This window comes from Blastomonas sp., assembly GCF_046294995.1.
GTDB lineage: Bacteria > Pseudomonadota > Alphaproteobacteria > Sphingomonadales > Sphingomonadaceae > Blastomonas.
Genome location: NZ_JBKBOG010000009.1, coordinates 109952 through 129630, shown reverse-complemented (window position 1 = coordinate 129630; position 19679 = coordinate 109952). Strand labels below are relative to the sequence as shown.

The 19679-nt window shown below is 63.7% G+C and carries 19 protein-coding genes; 6 read left to right on the top strand and 13 right to left on the bottom strand.

Going from position 1 to position 19679, the window contains the following annotated elements; all coding sequences use genetic code 11:
• Window positions 1-1430 (top strand): F0F1 ATP synthase subunit beta (gene atpD, locus ACK4R0_RS11590; protein ID WP_409674091.1); only part of this gene is annotated, 1430 nt, incomplete at its 5' end.
• Between the two features lie 146 nt (window positions 1431-1576).
• The gene (locus tag ACK4R0_RS11585) at window positions 1577-1834 is read left to right on the top strand and encodes an ATP synthase F1 subunit epsilon (RefSeq protein ID WP_409674090.1); all 258 of its coding nucleotides are present in this window, start codon (window positions 1577-1579) and stop codon (window positions 1832-1834) included.
• 96 nt (window positions 1835-1930) lie between these two features.
• Here ACK4R0_RS11585 and ACK4R0_RS11580 read toward each other — a convergent pair whose 3' ends face one another.
• Window positions 1931-2365, bottom strand: a complete 435-nt coding sequence (locus tag ACK4R0_RS11580) for a DUF6265 family protein (RefSeq protein WP_409674089.1) — start codon at window positions 2363-2365, stop codon at window positions 1931-1933.
• Between the two features lie 51 nt (window positions 2366-2416).
• Window positions 2417-3334, bottom strand: a complete 918-nt coding sequence (locus ACK4R0_RS11575) for a DMT family transporter (protein WP_409674088.1) — start codon at window positions 3332-3334, stop codon at window positions 2417-2419.
• A 205-nt stretch (window positions 3335-3539) separates the two neighbouring features.
• Between ACK4R0_RS11575 and ACK4R0_RS11570 the strand changes: the two genes are divergently transcribed.
• Window positions 3540-5093 (top strand): CpaF family protein, encoded by a 1554-nt coding sequence (locus ACK4R0_RS11570; protein WP_409674087.1) that lies wholly within the window; start codon window positions 3540-3542, stop codon window positions 5091-5093.
• Between the two features lie 13 nt (window positions 5094-5106).
• Here the strand turns inward: ACK4R0_RS11570 and ACK4R0_RS11565 are convergent, their stop codons facing one another.
• Window positions 5107-5295, bottom strand: coding sequence for a hypothetical protein (locus tag ACK4R0_RS11565; protein ID WP_409674086.1), 189 nt, complete (start codon window positions 5293-5295; stop codon window positions 5107-5109).
• Window positions 5296-5455: 160 nt separating this feature from the next.
• Here ACK4R0_RS11565 and ACK4R0_RS11560 point away from each other — a divergent pair, with 160 nt between their 5' ends.
• Window positions 5456-6133, top strand: a complete 678-nt coding sequence (locus ACK4R0_RS11560) for a hypothetical protein (RefSeq protein ID WP_409674085.1) — start codon at window positions 5456-5458, stop codon at window positions 6131-6133.
• A gap of 12 nt (window positions 6134-6145) precedes the next feature.
• Here the strand turns inward: ACK4R0_RS11560 and ACK4R0_RS11555 are convergent, their stop codons facing one another.
• The 4 genes from ACK4R0_RS11555 to ACK4R0_RS11540 form a co-directional block, all read right to left on the bottom strand.
• Window positions 6146-6937: an esterase/lipase family protein gene (locus ACK4R0_RS11555; RefSeq protein ID WP_409674084.1), complete on the bottom strand. Its 792-nt coding sequence runs from the start codon at window positions 6935-6937 to the stop codon at window positions 6146-6148.
• Between the two features lie 87 nt (window positions 6938-7024).
• Window positions 7025-7798, bottom strand: a complete 774-nt coding sequence (locus ACK4R0_RS11550) for an enoyl-CoA hydratase (RefSeq protein WP_409674083.1) — start codon at window positions 7796-7798, stop codon at window positions 7025-7027.
• Window positions 7795-8850, bottom strand: coding sequence for an enoyl-CoA hydratase/isomerase family protein (locus ACK4R0_RS11545; protein WP_409674082.1), 1056 nt, complete (start codon window positions 8848-8850; stop codon window positions 7795-7797). Before ACK4R0_RS11545 ends, ACK4R0_RS11550 begins: the two co-directional genes overlap by 4 nt.
• 10 nt (window positions 8851-8860) lie before the next feature.
• Window positions 8861-10006, bottom strand: coding sequence for an acyl-CoA dehydrogenase family protein (locus ACK4R0_RS11540; protein WP_409674081.1), 1146 nt, complete (start codon window positions 10004-10006; stop codon window positions 8861-8863).
• Between the two features lie 204 nt (window positions 10007-10210).
• On the opposite strand from ACK4R0_RS11540, the gene ACK4R0_RS11535 reads away from it, so the two are divergent.
• Window positions 10211-11158 (top strand): DMT family transporter, encoded by a 948-nt coding sequence (locus ACK4R0_RS11535; RefSeq protein WP_409674080.1) that lies wholly within the window; start codon window positions 10211-10213, stop codon window positions 11156-11158.
• Here ACK4R0_RS11535 and ACK4R0_RS11530 read toward each other — a convergent pair.
• Both ACK4R0_RS11530 and ACK4R0_RS11525 read right to left on the bottom strand, forming a co-directional pair.
• Window positions 11146-12729, bottom strand: coding sequence for a fatty acid--CoA ligase (locus ACK4R0_RS11530; protein ID WP_409674079.1), 1584 nt, complete (start codon window positions 12727-12729; stop codon window positions 11146-11148). The two genes, ACK4R0_RS11535 and ACK4R0_RS11530, sit on opposite strands and share 13 nt — an antisense overlap.
• 976 nt (window positions 12730-13705) lie before the next feature.
• Window positions 13706-14350: a DUF938 domain-containing protein gene (locus ACK4R0_RS11525; protein ID WP_409674078.1), complete on the bottom strand. Its 645-nt coding sequence runs from the start codon at window positions 14348-14350 to the stop codon at window positions 13706-13708.
• 83 nt (window positions 14351-14433) lie between these two features.
• On the opposite strand from ACK4R0_RS11525, the gene ACK4R0_RS11520 reads away from it, so the two are divergent.
• A complete protein-coding gene (locus tag ACK4R0_RS11520; RefSeq protein ID WP_409674077.1) occupies window positions 14434-14931 on the top strand; it encodes a methyltransferase family protein in 498 nt (165 codons plus the stop codon).
• A gap of 55 nt (window positions 14932-14986) precedes the next feature.
• On the opposite strand, the gene gcvPB is transcribed toward ACK4R0_RS11520, so the two are convergent.
• From gcvPB to gcvT, 4 genes are read right to left on the bottom strand one after another with little or no spacing between them, the layout of a single operon-like run.
• Complete coding sequence (gcvPB, locus tag ACK4R0_RS11515; RefSeq protein WP_409674076.1) at window positions 14987-16567, bottom strand: aminomethyl-transferring glycine dehydrogenase subunit GcvPB; 1581 nt, start codon at window positions 16565-16567, stop codon at window positions 14987-14989.
• On the bottom strand, window positions 16564-17922 hold the full coding sequence (gcvPA, locus tag ACK4R0_RS11510; protein ID WP_409674075.1) for an aminomethyl-transferring glycine dehydrogenase subunit GcvPA: 1359 nt from the start codon (window positions 17920-17922) through the stop codon (window positions 16564-16566). The genes gcvPB and gcvPA overlap by 4 nt, the downstream gene beginning before the upstream one ends.
• Window positions 17923-17980: 58 nt before the next feature.
• A complete protein-coding gene (gene gcvH / locus ACK4R0_RS11505) occupies window positions 17981-18352 on the bottom strand; it encodes a glycine cleavage system protein GcvH (protein ID WP_409674074.1) in 372 nt (123 codons plus the stop codon).
• Window positions 18353-18379: 27 nt separating this feature from the next.
• Window positions 18380-19516 (bottom strand): glycine cleavage system aminomethyltransferase GcvT, encoded by a 1137-nt coding sequence (gene gcvT / locus ACK4R0_RS11500; protein WP_409674073.1) that lies wholly within the window; start codon window positions 19514-19516, stop codon window positions 18380-18382.
• Window positions 19517-19679: the final 163 nt, after the last annotated feature.

Here is a 19679-nt window from a genome sequence, read left to right as displayed (position 1 = left end):
ATAATGTCGGCAAGATCAGCCAGATCATCGGCGCTGTCGTCGATGTGACCTTCGAAGACAACCTGCCCGCGATTCTGAACGCGCTGGTGACCGACAACAACGGCAACCGTCTGGTGCTCGAGGTTGCGCAGCATCTGGGCGAAAACACCGTTCGCACCATCGCGATGGACGGCACCGACGGTTTGACCCGCGGCCAGGAAGTCACCGACACCGGTGCGCAGATCACGATGCCGGTCGGCCCCGAAACGCTCGGCCGCATCCTCAACGTCGTCGGCGAGCCGATCGACGAGCGTGGCCCGGTCAACGCCAAGAACTTCGCACCGATCCACGCCAAGGCTCCCGATTTCGTCGATCAGTCGACCGAAACCGCGATTCTGGTCACCGGCATCAAGGTGATCGATCTGATCGCGCCTTACGCCAAGGGCGGCAAGATCGGCCTGTTCGGCGGCGCCGGCGTGGGCAAGACCGTCCTCATCCAGGAACTGATCAACAACATCGCCAAGGGCCATGGCGGCACCTCGGTGTTCGCTGGCGTGGGTGAACGCACCCGCGAAGGTAACGATCTGTACCACGAATTCCTCGACGCAGGCGTCATCGCCAAGGATGCCGACGGCAATCCGACCAGCGAGGGATCGAAGGTTGCGCTGGTGTTCGGCCAGATGAACGAGCCTCCGGGTGCGCGCGCTCGCGTTGCGCTTTCGGGCCTGACCATAGCGGAATATTTCCGCGACCAGGAAGGCCAGGACGTGCTGTTCTTCGTCGACAACATCTTCCGCTTTACCCAGGCGGGCTCGGAAGTGTCGGCATTGCTCGGCCGTATTCCTTCGGCTGTGGGCTATCAGCCGACCCTGTCGACCGACATGGGCGCGCTGCAGGAGCGCATCACCTCGACCAACAAGGGTTCGATCACCTCGGTGCAGGCCATCTACGTTCCCGCAGATGACTTGACCGACCCTGCCCCGGCCACCTCGTTCGCCCACTTGGACGCAACCACCACGCTGAACCGCGCGATCTCGGAACTCGGCATCTACCCCGCCGTGGATCCGCTCGATTCGACCAGCCGCGTGCTGACCGCAGCCGTCGTTGGCCAGGAGCATTACGACACCGCCCGCCGCGTCCAGGAAACGCTGCAGAAGTACAAGTCGCTGCAGGACATCATCGCGATTCTGGGCATGGACGAGCTGTCGGAAGAGGACAAGCTGACCGTCGCACGCGCGCGCAAGATCCAGAAGTTCCTGTCGCAGCCCTTCCACGTGGCAGAAGTCTTCACCGGCATCCCCGGCAAGTTCGTCGCGATCGAAGACACCGTCCGCTCGTTCAAGGCGGTGGTCGATGGCGAATACGATCACCTGCCCGAAGCTGCCTTCTACATGGTCGGCGGCATCGATGAAGCCATCGAAAAGGCCAAGACGCTGGCAGAAGCGGCTTAAGGTCGGACATTGCTCTCTCCCCTTCAGGGGAGAGATACGGAGGCTGGGCCGCAGCGCGGCCCTAGCCGAAGTTGAGAGGGGCATAAACGCTCTCCCCTCTCCCAACCCTCTCCCCCGAAGGGGAGAGGGCTTTAAGGAAGATCGGCATGGCACTGCAATTTGAACTCGTAACCCCCGAAAAGCTGGTCCGTTCGGAGTCCGTGCACATGGTCGTCGTACCCGGCAGCGAAGGCGAGTTCGGCGTGCTCGAGGGTCATGCGCCGCTGATGTCGACGATGCGCGACGGGGTGGTTTCGATCTACAAGACCGACGGCGCCCTGCCCGAAACGATCGCGGTAGAAGGCGGCTTTGCCGAGGTCACCGAACAGGGCCTGACCATCCTGGCCGAGCGCGTTTCAGGCTGATTCTTTATCCGTTTTCCGGCGCACGCCGGAATCCAGGGCGATCACAGAACAATCTGACTCCTGGGCTCCGGCGTTCGCCGGAGAGCGAGCAGGCTTCTACTTGCCCACCACCCGCAAATACCGCCACGCCTGCGGCTTGCTGCCGTCGATCATCGACGCTTCGGCAAGCAGCATGCCGTCTTCCATCCAGTAACGGATACGCTGCGGGTAATCATGGTTGGGATTGACGAAAACGATCTCGGCCGGCCCTGCCTTGACCGCGCGGAACGCGGCAGCGGGATTGCCGAAGGGTGATCCGTAGAACATGAGATCGCCGTTCTCGTTACGCGCGATGCGCATGAACTCATAGCTGGTCACAGCATCCGCGCGCCCGCCCCTGCCCGTTCCCAACATGGTCTGCGCGCGACACCCGGTCCAGTTCTCCTCGGTCCACTTGCCGTCGTCCGCTTCGGAAACCCAGCGCCCTTCGATCCAGCACGGCAGCGATGGCGGTGCAGGCAGGCTTGGTAGCGCCGCAGACTGCAGGGCCATTCCGATGATCCAGCCCGTCAATCCCGTGCCTGCCAAACCCATAGCTGCCCCCTATTTGCGCCCGTCGCGCAGCAGATAGATGCCGCTGGCGATGATGATCCCGGTTCCCGCCAGCGCCACCAGATCGGGATAGTCCGAATAGAACACCACGCCGATGCCGATCGCCACCAGAATCTGCACATAGACCATTGGCGCGACGACCGCAGCCGATCCGCGCACCGTCGCGGTGTAAATCAGCATGTGCGCAAAGCTCGCCGATACAGCGACCACGGTGCACACCAGGATCACATGGCCGCTGGGCCAGCCGACCTGGAGCGGCGGATAGCCCGAGAGATGGCCGATTGCCGCCGCCAGCACCAGGATCGGCGCGGCGATGGCTGCGACGATGAACTGCATCAGCAGAACGCTGCCAGAGCCTGCGGCGCGTGCATTGGTCATCATCAGACCACTCATGCCGAATGCCGCCGCCAGGGGCAGCAATGCCGCCACGCCCAGATCGGCAAAGCTTGGCCGCAGGACGATGATCACGCCGACAAAAGCCGCCAGGGTGGCTATCCAGCGCCCAGGGCTGAGTTTCTCGCGATAGAGCAGCGACGAGATCACCGCGGTCAGCAGCGGTGCCATGAACTGGATCGATACTGCCGTTGCCAGCGGCATCATGAAGATGCTGGTAAAGAAGGTCAGGGTTGCTGCGGCGAGAAAGAAGCCCCTGGCAAGCTGCACCTTGGGCCGCGGAAACCGAAACCCCTCCCGCCCCTCGACCAGCAGCAAAACCACGCCCAGCCCGATCGCCCCGATCGTAAAGCGCAGCGCCGCGACCGCCATGCCGGGCCATTCTCCGCTGGCCGATTTGATCATGCCGTCACCAGCAGAAAGCAGCGCAAATCCTGCAAGCGCATAGGCCATTCCGGCGGCGACGTTGGTGCGGCTGGCGTCGGCTGCCGTCTTGGAATCTGAAATATCGGGCAATGCGTGCGCCTGCTTGGAGGTTGTTAACTTTTGCCGGGCTTAATGCCCGATATCCGGATCGATGCAAGCCACATCACCCGGTGCAATAGCGAGCGCCGCTTCCAACAGGCCCGCGTTAGGATATTGTCAAAGTTTCCGGGCTATTCACCATGACTATCATTGACGGGTCTTCTGATCCGCCAGCAATCCGGGATAATCGGTCATTATGAGCGCGTTTGGCAGGAAAAACGGAATAGGACAGATGGGGGCCGGCGCACGGCCCAATTTTGGCGTCGCTCGCCCGATGAAGGGCGGAACACCGACCCCGGCGCCCGAATCCCGCCTGGGGCTGTCGCTCGATATGGGCGGCGACCAGTTCCCCGATCTCGATTCCGCCGACCTGTCCGGCCTGGACCTACTGGAACAGACACCCGAAAGCGTCGCGCTGAACGAGGCGATGACACGGCTTTCGGACCGCGCCAATTCGGTTGCCGATGCCGGCCCGCGTGCCGAGGGCTTCGAAGCATCGGTGCACAAGATCAAGGAGCAGGTGCTGCCGCGCCTGCTCGAGCGCGTCGACCCGGAAGCCGCAGCGACGTTGACCAAGGACGAGCTGGCCGAAGAATTCCGCCCGATCATCCTCGAGGTTCTGGCCGAGCTCAAGCTCACGCTCAACCGGCGCGAGCAGTTCGCGCTCGAAAAGGTGCTGATCGACGAGCTGCTCGGCTTCGGCCCGCTCGAAGAGCTGCTCAACGATCCGGATATCACCGATATCATGGTCAACGGCCCCGAGCAGACCTATATCGAAAAGAAGGGCAAGCTCACCATCGCGCCGATCCAGTTCCGCGATGAAGAGCACCTGCTGCAGATTGCCCAGCGGATCGTCAATCAGGTCGGCCGCCGCATCGATCAGACCACGCCGCTCGCCGACGCCCGTCTCAAGGACGGCAGCCGCGTCAACGTGATCATCCCGCCGCTGTCGTTGCGCGGCACCGCGATCTCGATTCGTAAGTTTTCCGAAAAACCGATCACGCTCGACAATCTCAAGGATTGGGGCGCGATGTCGGAGAAGATGGCGACCGCGCTCAAGATTGCAGGCGCTTGCAGGTTCAACGTCATCATCTCGGGCGGTACCGGTTCGGGCAAGACGACGATGCTCAACGCGCTGTCGAAGATGATCGATCCGGGCGAGCGTGTGCTGACCATCGAGGATGCCGCCGAACTCCGCCTGCAGCAGCCGCACTGGCTGCCGCTCGAAACGCGTCCGCCCAACCTTGAAGGCAAGGGCGCGATCAGCATCGGCGATCTGGTCAAGAACGCGCTGCGTATGCGCCCCGACCGCATCATCCTCGGCGAAATTCGTGGCGCGGAGTGCTTCGATCTGCTCGCCGCGATGAACACGGGTCATGACGGATCGATGTGTACGCTCCACGCCAACAGCCCGCGCGAAGCCTTAGGCCGGATGGAAAACATGATCCTGATGGGCGACATCAAGATCCCGAAGGAAGCGATCAGCCGGCAGATCGCCGAATCGGTCGACATCATCGTCCAGGTCAAGCGCCTGCGCGATGGTTCGCGCCGCATCACCAACGTGACCGAAGTGATCGGCATGGAAGGCGAAGTGATCGTCACCCAGGAGCTGTTCAAGTTCGAGTACATGGACGAGGGCGCCGACGGCAAGATCATCGGCGAATACCGCTCGACGGGCCTGCGCCCCTACACGCTCGAAAAGGCCCGCCAGTTCGGCTTCGAACAGGCGTATCTGGAAGCCTGTCTCTAAAGCCCTGGCCTGATCAATACCCCTTGAGCGCAATCGCGGTGGCGAACACCGCGACCACCGCCGACACGATCAGGATCAGCGGCCACGGCATGAACCCCACCCGGTCAAAGTCGCGCCTGCGCATCCGCCGCGCATCGGCAATCGCTGCGGTTCCCGCCAGCGCGGACATGGCAATGGCAAGCTGAGCCCAGATGCTGTGCAAGATGCGTTCTCCTTAGATCGCGTCCATGTGGGGACTTGCCGCGCTTTGTCTAGCCCCGATCGCGCACAGCCTTATCCGGCATTGACCTGTGGGAACAATCCAATAGTTTTCCGGGGCGAGGTACCGAAGCGGGTGAAATCGGTTAGACAGGAATAATGCGGTGAGCCACGAAATGCTGACGATCCTAGCGATGGCTGTGCAGCCGCCGCTGACCGTGGACGAGGCGTTGGCGCTACCCCCCGCCGAGGCGGGCGAATGGGCGTTGGCCGGGCTCGAGCATGGCCCGATCGTCGGGGCTGAGCGCGTCAACAACCGCACGGGGCCGCCTGGTGAAATGGTCATGATCTACCGTGAGGCGGCAAGCCAGGTACCCATGGGATGCTCCCGCCGGTGGTGGAGAGTCGCTTTTACTGACCGACAGGCACCTTCGGTCAATCAGCGAGAAGCACAACGCGGTATCCGCTTCATATCCCGCAATCCAGGATATGAAGCGGTGCTAAGCACCTCGAACCAATGCCCGATCGATGGGTACGCCATCGTTGCCAACGGACTGCCGGCGTCGGTGGCCCTAGAGGCGCTGCAAACACTGCGCCGGGTGGCAGCAGGCGAAACACCCTTCGCGATCGAATGCACTGACAAGACACAATCAGATTTGTGCAAAAGTCCGGCCAACACTTTGAACGAACTCGGCTCGCTGCCTGCGAAGATGGTGGCGTACCACAATGGCCCGATCGACATAGTGCTCGGTGCGCCTGGACAGGCGCTGACGGTAGTCAATTTTGGCGGCTCAGTGCCAAACACCCTGCAAGTCTCGCGCTTTCTCCCCACGCCGCCTTAACAGCGCGCCCGCTCAGTCAGTCTTCACCGTCCTGAACACCATAGACCGCCAGCCTGATCGGTCGAACGGCTGCCATTCGCCTTCCGCCTGTGCCAGACGGTCGGCGATCGCGTACATCACCATCGGGTTGACCCCGAGGCCGCAATGGCTGGCGAGCACTTCGATCGTCTCGGCCTGCGGGCCCGGCTTCTGGACCGAGGCGCGCCAGGCGACGATGCCATCGCTGCGGCTGAGGATCGAGGTGGTGGGCACGGGCGGCGCTTCGTCGAGCGCCTGAAACCGGCCCTGCTGCATCGGTTCGGGATGCTTGCCATTCAGGCGTTCGAACAGATGGCGGGCGTTGGTATAACCGCGGTCGTTGGAAAGCGGGCTGCCCAGCGAGATGACCTGCCGAACCTTGTCGGGGCTGTGCTTGGCAATCTCGCGCGCGAACAGGCCACCCAAGCTCCAGCCGATCAGCGAGACCGGCCTGCCCGACTCGTCGTGGACCCGGTCGAGCAGCGCATACAGCGCCTGCTCGCGATCGCTGTTGAAGCGCAGGTTGCGGCCCAAGTCCCAGCCATAGGTCGCATAGCCCAGATCTTTCAGGAGCCCGCGCATCGGCCGCGTCGAGGTATCACCCGCCAGAAAGCCCGGGAGAACGATCACGGCGTGTCCATCGCCCTTGGGCAACCGCTTCATCGCGCGGCGCAGCGCGACGAACCAGCCGAGCTCGAACACCGCCCGCCCTTCGGTCAGAGTGAGCAGGGGATGCGGCGGGCGGGCTTGGGAGGCGGTGGGAGCCTGGGTCTGGGTCTGGTTCATGATGCGGCGGTTCCTGTCTGCTGGAGAAGATAGGAATGCGCCCGCGCGGTTGTAAGTCTCACTCCACCAGCAACTGTCCACCGTCGATCAGCGACCGGTCCAGTTGCCGGGGCGCTTTTCGACGAATGCCGCCATGCCCTCGGTCTGGTCCTCGCTGCCGAACAGCCCGTGGAACAGCCGGCGTTCGAACACGACGCCCTGCTGCAGCGTGGTCTCGAACGCAGCGTTGACCATTTCCTTGACTGCGAGCGTCGCCAGCGGCGCCATGCCCGCGATGGTTGCAGCCGCCTTGACGGCTTCCTCGACGAGATCGGCGACCGGCACGACACGCGCGACCAGACCCGATTGCTCTGCTTCGGTCGCGTCCATCATCCGCCCGGTCAGGCACATGTCCATCGTCTTGGCCTTGCCGATCGCGCGCGCCATGCGCTGCGATCCTCCCATGCCCGGCGTCACCGCCAGCTTGATCTCGGGCTGGCCGAACTTGGCGTTGTCCCCTGCGATGATGAAGTCGCACATCATCGCCAGCTCGCAGCCACCGCCCAGAGCATAGCCTGCAACCGCCGCGATCACCGGCTTGCGCGTCGCGGTGACCCGGTCATAGCCGGCGAAGAAGTTGCTGCCGTACATGTCGGCGAACGACTGCGACGCCATTTCCTTGATGTCGGCGCCGGCGGCGAACGCCTTTTCGCTGCCGGTCAGCACTGCGCAGCCCTGGCTGGAGTCGGCATCAAACGCGGCGAGCGCGGCGATCAGATCGGCGAGCACCTGGCTGTTGAGCGCGTTGAGCGCCTGGGGACGGTTCAGCGTGATCAGCGTGACGGCGCCGCGCTGTTCGACGAGCAGGGTTTCATAGGTCATCGTGCAATCTCCAATGGCGTCCACGCCTGATCAGCGGGAAGCGGCGCAAAAATGGTGTCGAGCAGTTCGTCGGTCACGCCTTCGGGCGTTTCCGGGTTCCAGCGCGGCGCGTTGTCCTTCTCGATGATCAACGCGCGCACGCCCTCGATGAAATCATGCATCTGCACGACGCGCGCGCCGATGGCATATTCCTGGACCATTTCCGACGCGAAATCAGGCATCTGCGCGCCTTCCTTGAGCTGGCGCAGAGCAACCTTGCAGGTCTGCGGCGATTTGTGGCTCAGCGTGGCAAGCTCCTTGGCGCTCCACTCTGAACCCTCGGCGGTCAGCGCGGCGAGAATGTCCTCATACCGGTCTGATTCGAAAAGCCGGTCGATCAGCTGGCGGTTGCCGAGGATGCGCGCGGGCGGCGGTTCGACCGCGAGGCTCTCGAGAATGGCGTCGATCCGGTCGGGATGCTCGGCGATCTGCGCCTTGGCGTTGGCGAGCACGTCCGATGGCAGATAGTGCGTGGCGAGGCCCAGCGCATGGCATTCGGCGCCATCGAGCCGCGCTCCGGTGAGCGCGAGGAATTGCCCGGTACGGCCCGGCAGTCGCGAAAGGAACCAGCCGCCGCCGACATCGGGGAACAGGCCGATCCCGGTTTCGGGCATGGCAAAGCGGGTGTTTTCGTTGGCAATGCGATAGCGCGCGGGCTGCGACAGACCCACCCCGCCCCCCATGGTGATCCCGTCCATGAACGCGACCACCGGCTTGGGATAGACGAACAGCAGATGGTTGAGCCGGTATTCGACGAAGAAGAACGCGCGTGCCTCGACCCCGTCTTGCGCGCCGCTCGTGGCCAGCATGCGAATGTCGCCGCCCGCGCAGAAACCGCGGCCTTCGGCGTGATCGATCAGGACCGCCTCGACCGCTGGGTCATCGATCCAGGCGACCAGAGCGTCGGTCATGGCCTGGCACATCGCGGTTGTCAGCGCGTGGATCGCCTGCGGGCGGTTGAGGCTGATGATGCCGGTGCGCCCTTCGACGCGGGTGAGAACATCGCTGGTCATGGTCGTGTCCTTACTGGCGCAGCATTTCGCGCGCGACGATCATCCGCATCACCTGGTTGGTGCCCTCGAGGATCGAATGCACGCGCAGGTCGCGCCAGAATCGTTCGATCGGGTAATCCTGCAAATAGCCATATCCGCCAAACAGTTGCAGCGCATCATTGACAATCTTCGACCCGCTATCCGTGCTCAGGCGCTTGGCCATGGCGGCGAACTTGGTCTTGTCGGGCGCATTGGCCGAAACCTTGGCGGCGGCAAGATACAGCAGCGCACGCGCCGCTTCGAGATCGGTCGCCATGTCGGCGAGCATGAACTGGGTGTTCTGGAACTCGCTGATCCGCTTGCCGAACTGTTTGCGGTCGTTGGTATAGGCGACCGCCTCGTCGAGGCAACGCTGCGCCCCGCCGAGCGAGCATGCGCCGATGTTAAGACGTCCGCCATCGAGCCCCATCATCGCAAACCGGAAGCCATCGCCTTCTGCGCCGACGCGGTTGGCGACGGGGATGCGGGCATTGTCGAAGATCACCTGCGCGGTGGGCTGGCTGTGCCAACCGAGCTTCTTCTCGTTCGCACCAAAGGAGACTCCCGGCGTGTCCTTGTCGACCACCAGGCACGAGATGCCCTTGGGGCCATCCTCGCCGGTGCGCACCATGGTGACGTAGACGTCGTTCTCGCCCGCGCCGCTGATGAACTGCTTGGAGCCGTTGACGACGTAATGTTCGCCATCGAGCACCGCCTTGGTCTTGAGTGCGGCGGCATCCGATCCCGAACCGGGCTCGGTCAGGCAATAGCTCGCGATCTTGTCCATCGTGACGAGATCGGGGAGATAGCGGCCCTTCAACTCGTCCGAGCCGAAGGTATCGATCATCCATGCCGCCATGTTGTGGATCGAGATGAAGGCGCTGGTCGACGGGCAGCCATAGGCCATCGCCTCCATGATCAGCGCGGCTTCAAGCCGTCCCAGACCGATCCCGCCGCTTTCTTCGCTGACATAGATCGCGGCAAATCCGAGATCGGCGGCTTCCTTGATCGTGTCGCGCGGGAAGATGTGTTTCTCGTCCCATTCGGCTGCGAACGGCGCGATCCGGTCGGCGGTGAACTTGCGCGCGGCGTCCTGGATCGCAAGCTGGTCTTCGGTGAGCTCGAACTGGTCGGTCATGGCATTCCTGTCGCTGCTGTTCGTTCTTCTATGCGTTGAGCGACTATCGCAATCGTCGGACTTTGGCCAGAGTGTCCACCCTGCCGTTTTCCACACGCGGCATGCAGAAATGCCCCGGTTCATCGCGGCTGGTTGCATAAATATCGGCGGAGCCGTCGCTGCAGGGATGACGCGGCGGGTACGGGCTGATAGCAGCCGTGCGACATGGCGCAGCCTTCACCCCCCTCTGCCAGCGACGCGGCGACCCGCATCGACGCGCCGGCCCACCGGCCGCTGTTTGCGGTTCTGACCCGGCTGTTCGCGGCATTGTGCCTCACCGCGATGTTCGCGTGCGTGAAGATCGCCTCGACGCGGGGCGTGCACGTGCTCGAAAGCGTGTTCTACCGCCAGTTGACCGGACTAGCGCTGATGATCCCGGTGGCGTTGGCCGGTGCGGGCATTGCGGTGCTGAAAACCTCGCGCCCCTGGACCCATGCCGCGCGCATGGCGGTCGGCCTGACGGGCATGACGCTCAACTTCCTCTCGTTCACGCTGCTGCCGATCGCCGAGGCCACCGCGATCGGCTTCATGGTGCCGATCGTCGCGACCTTGCTGTCGGTCATATTGCTGAGCGAAGCGGTCGGCGTGCACCGCTGGGCGGCGATTGCGCTGGGCCTGACGGGGGTTCTCATCGTCATCCAGCCAGGCAATGGACACATCCCGCTCAACGGCGCGCTTGTCGCCCTGGCAGGTGTCGGGGTCACCGCATGGGTCAGCATCCTGATCCGCAAGCTGGGCGAGACCGAAAAGTCGGTGACGACGATGTTCTGGTTCTCGCTGACCTCGCTGCTCCCGCTGGGCATCGCGATGCTGTTCGTCGGCCAGGCACACGATCTCGAGACATGGGGCATCATCGGCCTGATCAGCGTGTTCGGGGCCGCGGCGCAATTGGCGATCACCTCGTCGCTGCGCTTCGCGCCGGTATCGGTGGTGCTGCCGATGGACTATTCCAGCCTGATCTGGGCCGCGTTGATCGGCTATCTGATCTGGGACCGTTGGCCGGTCCCCGCGACATGGCTCGGCGCGCCGCTAATCATCGGATCGGGGCTGTACATCGTCTGGCGCGAACACCGGCTCTCGCGGCCGGCGCGCCAGAGCGTTCAGCCGACCTGACGCTCACGCCCCTGCCAGTATGGCTCGCGCAGCGATCGCCGCAAGATCTTGCCCGTGGCGTTGCGCGGCATCTCGGGGATGATGTCGATCGACTTGGGGGTCTTGAACGGCGCGATCCGTTCGCGCGCCCAGGCGATCACCGATGCGGGGTCGACCTCATGACCCGGCTTGGGCACGACCACGGCTTTGACCGCCTCGCCCCATTTGGCGTCGGGAACGCCGATCACCGCGACCTCGAGCACATCGGGATGGCCGAAGATCGCGTTCTCGACCTCGGCGGGATAGACGTTCTCGCCGCCCGAGATGATCATGTCTTTCACCCGGTCCTGGATGAAGACATAGCCGTCGTCATCCATATACGCCGCATCACCGGTGCGCAGCCAGCCATCGGCATCGACTGTTTCGCGCGTCTTGGCGTCGTTGCGCCAGTACCCCACCATGTTGAGCGGCGAGCGCGTGGCGATCTCGCCGATCGTGCCGTTGGGCACCGGGTTGCCGCCACCATCGACGATCCGCACCTCGACCCCGGGAAGCGCCTTGCCCGCCGAGCGCATCCGCTCGTTGCCTGCGGGATCGTGATCTTCGGGCGGCAGCGCGCAGAAGGTGCCGGTGGTCTCGGTCATGCCGTATTGCTGGCAGAAATCGGCGCCCATCGTCTGCATGCACTGGCGCAGCAGTTCGAGCGGGATCGGGGCTGCGCCATACATCACCAGCTTGAGCCGCGACCAGTCGGTGCTGGCGGCGCGCGGGTGGTTGACCACCATCTGCAGCGCGGTGGGCACCAGGAACATGTGGGTGACGCCATCGGCAACGCAATCGAGCACCGCATCGGGCGAGAACTCGGCGCGGATCACCGCGCGGCAGCCATTGTAGAATGCGATCGTCCCCACGCCCGAGCCCGCGATATGCGCCACCGGCATGATCACCAGCATCGAATCGTCGCTGCTGATCTTGTACCAGTCGACATCGGACGCCTCGATGATGGGGCGCAGGCCGAACATATTGCGGTTGCACAGCACCGCGCCCTTGGGGTTGCCGGTGGTGCCGGATGTGTAGAGCTGCAGCACGCCGCGATCGGGATCGGCTTCGGGCAGGTCGCCTTTCGGCTGCGCATCGACCCAGGCCTCGAGCGAGGTCATGGCGCCGACATCGCTGTCACCTTCGACCAGTGTGTACCGCAGCGTATCGAGCCCTTCGCTCGCAGCGGCCGCCAGCCCGGCGCAGGCGCTCTGGCAGACCAACATCGCAGCGCCGGTGTCGGACAGGATGTACCGGACCTCCGGCACCGCGAGGCGCCAGCCGACCGGGACCATGGCCAACCCTGCGCGCGAGGCGGCGACGAGCAGGGTAAAATACAGGCTGGCGTTCTTGCCGAGCCAGGCGATGCGATCACCCGGTTGCAGTCCAGCGCCTGCAAACGCGTGGGCGTACCTATCGACCATCGCATCAAGCTGCCGATAAGTGATGCGGACCGAACCATCGTCCAATGCCACGCCATCAGGTCGCTCCTCGGCCCAATAAGCAATGGTGGAACCCAGGTCGGTACGCGCCTCAGCGACGGTTGCCAGCATCTCTCTCTCCAATATCGTGTGGCGGGCCGTTCCGACCCTGCCGTTTACGTCAACAGGCTAGGCGGAAACCGGGCGGTTTGACAATAGATTTGCTTCAGGCGCGGCGATAGACCAGCGACAGAGCGTCGGCGGGCATCGCGATAACCAAAACCGCGTTGGAAAGCCGCCCCACCCCTCATCGTCACCCCGGACTTGATCCGGGACCCAGAGCGATCACGGGCGCCGCCTGGAATTAAAACCCTGGGTCCCGGGTCAAGCCCGGGATGACGGAAAAAGCGGGCTGCCCGCCAAGGGGTCTGTGAGAGGGTCGCCGGCTTTGGCAGAATTGATCCGATAGCTGCCTGACCGGACTTGGGGAGTTACTGACGCATCGGGAGTGGCTGTTTGTTGGCAGATACCGGCGACGCAACAAAGGCGACTGGCCAATACTCATCAGGCATCGTGGGGCCAAAAGTTAATTCCGTTTTGGGTAAACAGTAAGTGCTGGCACGGCTTTCAGGCGCGTGACTACACAAGATTTTTGTTGTTCGTCTACACCAACGGGGAAATGCAACCCTAACCCGCTGAACGACGGTGGTCGCGCGGTATGATGCCACACGAAAACACTGGGCGGTGCGTTGCACGCATCGGTTGCAGATTTTATATCTTGTTCAGTTTCATTCGGAATCCAATAGCGATCCGTCACGGGACTTCCCCAGTCTACAGTGTAGCCCTTTGGTCCAATTATGAGGTGCTCCGATGCAACGACACTGGATTCAGTCAACGTAGCGCAGGACGAAAGCATAACGACAATTGGCATGATCGCCGCGCCCGGCAACGTCAATCTGAACATCGGATAGTTCTCCTTCCGCGAGCCTGCAAAGACGAATGTGCCTGGAAATTGCTCGGTAACGTAGATGCCCGCAATTGGGTCGCTTGCAGAACGGCCGCTTTTTTTCTACCCTCAAAATCCGACATAGCAACGATCCAGCACGCGCTATGCCGAACGCTTCCGATAAACGAGCGCAAGATTGTTGGCTGGCATTGCATGGCGGCTGGTGCGCGCGAAGCCATGGTCTGATGCCACGCGATCCACGGCATCGAGGTGGCGCAGCCCCCATGCCGGGTTTCTCGCCTTGAGCGATTCGTCGAACGCAAGATTGGAGGCTGCTGTCTCCACGCCCTGCTCGAGATACGGCCCATAGAGAATAATGGGCGCCTCCTCAGTGAGCGCCTGAGCGCAGCCCTTGAACAATCCCAGCGTCGCATCCCACGGGCTGATGTGCATCATGTTGATGCAAAGGATGGCGTCGGCGCTCCCGATCGGCCAGTCGGGCTGCGCGGCATCGATCGGCAGCGGCGGCTGCACGTTGGATGCGCCGGCTTGCGCAGCCCAGGCGGCGATCGAGGCGAGCGCGGCGGGCTCGCAATCGCTGGGTTGCCAGACGAGATGCGGGAAGGCTTGCGCGAAATGCACGATATGCTCGCCGCTGCCGCTGGCGATCTCCAGAACGGTGCCGCTAGCGGGCAGATAGTCGCGCAGGACATCAACGATCGCGTCGCGGTTGCGCAAGGTCGCAGGCGCATGGCGGCGCGCCTCGGAACCTGCCTCGTCGATCAGCCATGGTTTCGGTTCGGTCATGCGAAGGACCATGCCGCGATATCCGTCATGTTTCAATCAGCCAGCTTGCCACGGGCGGTGCGAGCCGCCACGGTGAACCGATCATGCAAGACGAACCACCCCAGTTGCCGCGCATCGATGCCAGCATCGCGCCATCGGTCGGCTTTCCGCCGCCTCTGGTGTTTCTAGGCTTCATCCTGCTCGGGCTGCTCGCCGACCGGGTGCTCGGCCTGCCGACGATGCCGATCGGCCGCGATATCGGCTGGATCGGCTTTGCGCTGATGATGGCGGGGATCGCGGTGCTGATCGTCTCGCTTGGCATGTTCCGCGCCTATGGCGAAAACCCCGAGCCGTGGACGCCGAGCCAGGCGATCATCGCGCGCGGGCCCTATCGGCACAGCCGCAACCCGATGTATCTGGCGATGGTGATCATCCATATCGGCTATGCGATCTGGGACGCGAGTGCAGGCGTGCTGCTGTTCGTGCCGTTCGCGTTCATTGCCATCGACCGGGCGGTAATCGCGAAGGAAGAGAAGTACTTGGCCCAAAGATTTGGCAAGCCGTATCAGGATTATTGCCGTCAGGTGCGCCGCTGGCTGTGACGGTCTAGCGGTGGAAACGGGTCCACCCGGCGCGGGGCCGGGTGGACCTTCTCTCCTATTCTGCAGCTTCGGCCTGTTCGGCGGCGGGCTCGGTCCACACCAGCACGGGCTTGCGTGCCGCCAGCGTCTCGTCGAGACGGCGGCGCGGGGCGAAATGCGGCGCGCTGTGCAGCGACTGGTCGCCCGCCTTGGCCCGCTGTGCCACCGAACGCAGCGCGCCGATGAACTGGTCGAGCGCAGCCTTGCTTTCGGTCTCGGTCGGTTCGACCAGCATCGCGCCATGCACCACCAGCGGGAAATACACCGTCATCGGGTGGAAGCCCTCGTCGATCAGTCCCTTGGCGATGTCGATGGTCGAGAAACCCTCGGCCAGCCCGGCATCGGAGAACAAGGCTTCGTGCATGCACGGGCCCGCCGCACCGAACGGCGCATCGAGAACGTCCTCAAGCGAGCGCAGGATGTAGTTGGCATTGAGCACCGCATCCTCGGCGACTTGCTGCAGACCATCGGCGCCATGGCTGAGGATGTAGGCCAACGCGCGGGTAAACATGCCCATCTGGCCATGGAACGCGACCATCCGGCCGAAGCTCGACGCGTGATGGTCCTCGGCGCTTTCCTCTTCAATCAGTGCCAGATGGCCATCGTCCATCCGCTCGACGAACGGCAGCGGGGCAAACGGGGCGAGCGCTTCGGAGAACACCACCGGCCCCGAACCCGGACCACCGCCGCCATGCGGGGTGGAGAAGGTCTTGTGCAGGTTGATGTGCATCGCATCGACGCCAAGGTCACCCGGGCGCACCTTGCCGACCACCGCGTTGAAGTTGGCGCCATCGCAATAGACGAACCCGCCTGCTGCATGCACCGCGTCCGAGATGGCCTTGAGATCGCGCTCGAACAGCCCGCAGGTGTTGGGGTTGGTGATCATCACGCCCGCGACATCGGGGCCCAGACGCGCGATCAGCGCCTCGAGGTTGATGCGGCCATCGGGGTTGGCGGGGATGTCCTCGACCTGATAGCCGACGAATGCCGCGGTCGCCGGGTTGGTGCCGTGCGCGCTTTCGGGCACCAGGATCACCGAGCGCTTGTCGCCGCGCGCTTCGAGCGCCGAGCGGATCGCAAGGATACCGCAGAGCTCGCCATGCGCGCCAGCCTTGGGCGACATCGCGACGCCCGCCATTCCGGTGAGCTTGATCAGCCATTCGCCGAGTTCATCGATGACGGCCAACGCGCCCTGCACGGTGTGGATCGGCTGAAGCGGGTGAATGTCGGCAAAGCCGGGCAGCCGCGCCATCTTCTCGTTGAGGCGCGGATTGTGCTTCATCGTGCACGATCCCAGCGGGAACAGGCCAAGGTCGATGGCATAGTTCTGGCGGCTGAGCCGGGTGTAATGCCGCACGGTTTCCTGCTCGGAAAGTCCGGGCAAACCAATCGCAGCCTTGCGCTCGAGCCCGCCGAGGCGCGAGGCGACCTTGGGGGCTTCCATCAGGTCAACCCCGGTGCGGGTGGAATCGCTGATCTCGAAGATCAACGCTTCCTCGAGCATCAGCGCGCGGTTGCCGGTGCTGGTCGCCTGTGCGCCATTGGCCGAATCCTCGACCGACTGTCGTGTCGGGCGGCCCTGGTTGTTCATGCTCATGCCAGCACCTCCTGCAAAGCGGCCGCAAAGGCCTCGATATCCTCATGGGTCGCCGTCTCGGTCACCGCGACGATCAGCCCGTTCGAAAGCTCTGCTTCATCGGGATAGAGGCGCCCCAGCGACACCCCACCCAGGATCTGGCGATCGGCCAGTTCGCGCACGATCGCGCGCGCATCCTTGGGAAGAACCAGCGTGAACTCGTTGAAAAAGCTGTCATTCAGCACCGTAACGCCAGGGACCTGTGCCAGACGGTCTGCAGCGGTGACCGCCATGGCGTGGTTGAGCTCTGCCAGCGCGCGCAGGCCCTTTTCGCCCAGTAAGGTCATGTGGATGCTGAACGCCAGCGCGCACAGCCCCGAATTGGTGCAGATGTTGCTCGTCGCCTTTTCGCGGCGGATATGCTGCTCGCGGGTCGACAGCGTGAGCACATAGCCGCGCTTGCCCTCGGCATCGACGGTCTCGCCGCACAACCGCCCCGGCATCTGCCGGACATATTTCTGCTTGCAGCCGAACAGCCCGACATAAGGTCCGCCGAACTGCAGGCCGACGCCGAGCGACTGGCCCTCGCCAACGACGATATCCGCGCCCATTTCGCCCGGGCTGCGCAGGGCGCCCAGCGCGACCGGTTCGGTCACCACCGCGATCAGCAGCGCGCCGGCTGCCTGCGTGGCCTTCGCCAGCGCGGTGAGATCGCCGACGCGGCCGAGGATATCGGGGTACTGGACCACGACGCAGCTGGTGTTCTTGTCGATCTGCGCGATCAGCGCGTCGATATCGGTCTCGGCGGTCAGCGTCGGCGCGCTGTGCACCAGCGCATCGCCGGTAAAGCGCGCCATCGTCTTGGCGACCCCGACATAATGCGGATGCAGGCCCGACGACAGCAGGGCGGTCGCGCGCTTGGTGATCCGCCGCGCCATGCCGATCGCTTCCCAGCACGCGGTCGAGCCGTCGTACATCGACGCATTGGCGACATCGACGCCCAGCAGCCGCGCGACCTGGGTCTGGAATTCGAACAGCATCTGCAGCGTGCCCTGCGCGATTTCGGGCTGATAGGGCGTGTAGGCGGTGAGGAACTCGCCGCGCTGGATCAGGTGATCGACCGATGCGGGCACGTGGTGGCGATAGGCCCCTGCCCCCATGAAGAACGGCACCTCGCCCGCCACCAGATTCTGGCCAGCGAGCTTTTTCATGTGGCGCTCGACCATCATTTCGGGCGCGTGCATCGGCAGGTCGTGGATCGGCCCGGTCAGCCGCGCTTCCTGCGGGATATCAACGAACAAATCATCGATCGTTGCAGCGCCGACGGTTGCCAGCATCGCCTGCCGGTCATGGGAGTTCAAGGGAAGATAGCGCATGGGTGGTTGATGTCCTGTGGCGGGATAGCCAGGGTGAAATCAGGGGTTGCGTGTTAAATCAGAGACCTGCGACGTATTTCTTGTAGGCGCCCTCATCCATCAGGCCCTCGAGCTCGCTCGCATCCGCCAGTTCGAGCTTGAAGAACCAGCCATCGCCCTCGGGGTCGGTGTTGACCAGGGCAGGCTCGTCGGCGAGCACGTCGTTGCCCTCGACGATGGTGCCCGAAACCGGGCTGTAGACATCGCTTGCAGCCTTGACCGATTCGACCACGGCAGCCTCATCGCCCTTGTCGAACTGCTTGCCCTCGGCAGGCACGTCGACGAACACGACGTCGCCCAGCTGCTGCTGCGCATATTCGGTGATGCCGACGGTGGCGATGTCGCCCTCCACTTCGACCCATTCATGTTCTTCGGTAAAGTAGCGGCTCATGATGTGGCTCCGTTCGTTCAGGTAAAATCAGGCCGCTTTGGGCCGGTGATAGCGATGGGGTACGAAAGGCATTGCGGCGACGGTGACCGGAATGCGCTTGCCGCGCACTTCGGCTTCCAGCGTGGTGCCGATTGCCGCTTGGGCAGATTTGACCATGCCCATTGCGATCGGCGCGCCGAGGCTGGGGGCAAACCCGCCCGAGGTGACCTTGCCCACCAGCGTGTCGCCCGCAAACAGCTCAGCGCCTTCGCGCACCGGCTGGCGGCCCTCGACGGTGAGGCCGACCCGCTTGCGCGGTGCTCCGCCGGTCAGTTCGCCCAGTACGCGCTGGGCACCGGCAAAGCCGCCTTCCGCGCGGCGCCGCTTGCTGATCGCAAAACCGAGGTCACCCTCGATCGGGCTGGTGTCTTCGTCGAGATCGTGGCCGTAGAGAGGCAGGCCTGCCTCGAGCCGCAGCGAATCGCGCGCGCCCAGGCCGATCGGCTTGACGCTCTCGATCGCGCAAAGACGGTCGGCAAATGCGGCGGCATGATCGCAATCGATGCTGATCTCGAAACCGTCTTCGCCGGTGTAGCCCGAGCGGCTGATCCACAGCGACATGCCTTCGAAGGTGAACGCACCGGCCTGCATGAAATACAGATCGGCGACCTCGGGGATCAGGCTCGAAAGCGCTTCGGCCGCCTTGGGCCCCTGCAGCGCGAGCAGTGCGCGCTCGTCTAGCAGCGTGATCACCACCTCATCGGGGAAGGTCTCGCGCATATGGGCAAGGTCGTCGTACTTGCAGGCGCCGTTGACCACGAGATACAGATCGCTTGTCCGGCGAGTGACCATCAGGTCGTCGAGAACCCCGCCCTCGTCATTGAGCAGCAACGAATAGCGCATGCGGTTGACGCCCAGGCCCTTGATTTCGCCGGGCACGATGGTTTCCAACGCGCCATCAGGGTCCTCGCCGGTGAGCAGCACCTGGCCCATATGGCTGACATCGAACAGCCCGGCATTTTCGCGCGTCCACAGATGCTCTGCCATCACGCCTTCATACTGCACCGGCATCTGATAGCCCGCGAACGAGACCATCCGGCCGCCGCGATCGCGGTGCCAGGCGTCCAGCGGCAGATGCTTGTCGGGAATGCGCTCGAGCATTTCGGCGATATAGTCGGTGGTCATCAGGCACTCCGGTGGCATGAGGCTGAATGGCACGGCACAGCCCATTGGCCGTGCCCGACATCCAACCCCCTCTGTCACTTGAACCTGAGAGCTTTCATGATGGCCCAGTGCAGGCCGCCATTTACCCCTTCGGTGGAGCAACCCGGCAGGGCCACTCGCTTTC

Bases quoted from the DNA above. Each gene is read 5' to 3' on its own strand.
- ACK4R0_RS11585 (WP_409674090.1), top strand. From the start codon at position 1,577: ATGGCACTGCAATTTGAACTCGTAACCCCCGAAAAGCTGGTCCGTTCG.
- ACK4R0_RS11580 (WP_409674089.1), bottom strand. From the start codon at position 2,365: ATGGCCCTGCAGTCTGCGGCGCTACCAAGCCTGCCTGCACCGCCATCG.
- ACK4R0_RS11570 (WP_409674087.1), top strand. From the start codon at position 3,540: ATGAGCGCGTTTGGCAGGAAAAACGGAATAGGACAGATGGGGGCCGGC.
- ACK4R0_RS11555 (WP_409674084.1), bottom strand. From the start codon at position 6,937: ATGAACCAGACCCAGACCCAGGCTCCCACCGCCTCCCAAGCCCGCCCG.
- ACK4R0_RS11550 (WP_409674083.1), bottom strand. From the start codon at position 7,798: ATGACCTATGAAACCCTGCTCGTCGAACAGCGCGGCGCCGTCACGCTG.
- ACK4R0_RS11545 (WP_409674082.1), bottom strand. From the start codon at position 8,850: ATGACCAGCGATGTTCTCACCCGCGTCGAAGGGCGCACCGGCATCATC.
- ACK4R0_RS11540 (WP_409674081.1), bottom strand. From the start codon at position 10,006: ATGACCGACCAGTTCGAGCTCACCGAAGACCAGCTTGCGATCCAGGAC.
- ACK4R0_RS11535 (WP_409674080.1), top strand. From the start codon at position 10,211: ATGGCGCAGCCTTCACCCCCCTCTGCCAGCGACGCGGCGACCCGCATC.
- ACK4R0_RS11530 (WP_409674079.1), bottom strand. From the start codon at position 12,729: ATGCTGGCAACCGTCGCTGAGGCGCGTACCGACCTGGGTTCCACCATT.
- ACK4R0_RS11525 (WP_409674078.1), bottom strand. From the start codon at position 14,350: ATGACCGAACCGAAACCATGGCTGATCGACGAGGCAGGTTCCGAGGCG.
- ACK4R0_RS11520 (WP_409674077.1), top strand. From the start codon at position 14,434: ATGCAAGACGAACCACCCCAGTTGCCGCGCATCGATGCCAGCATCGCG.
- gcvPB (WP_409674076.1), bottom strand. From the start codon at position 16,567: ATGAGCATGAACAACCAGGGCCGCCCGACACGACAGTCGGTCGAGGAT.
- gcvPA (WP_409674075.1), bottom strand. From the start codon at position 17,922: ATGCGCTATCTTCCCTTGAACTCCCATGACCGGCAGGCGATGCTGGCA.
- gcvH (WP_409674074.1), bottom strand. From the start codon at position 18,352: ATGAGCCGCTACTTTACCGAAGAACATGAATGGGTCGAAGTGGAGGGC.
- gcvT (WP_409674073.1), bottom strand. From the start codon at position 19,516: ATGACCACCGACTATATCGCCGAAATGCTCGAGCGCATTCCCGACAAG.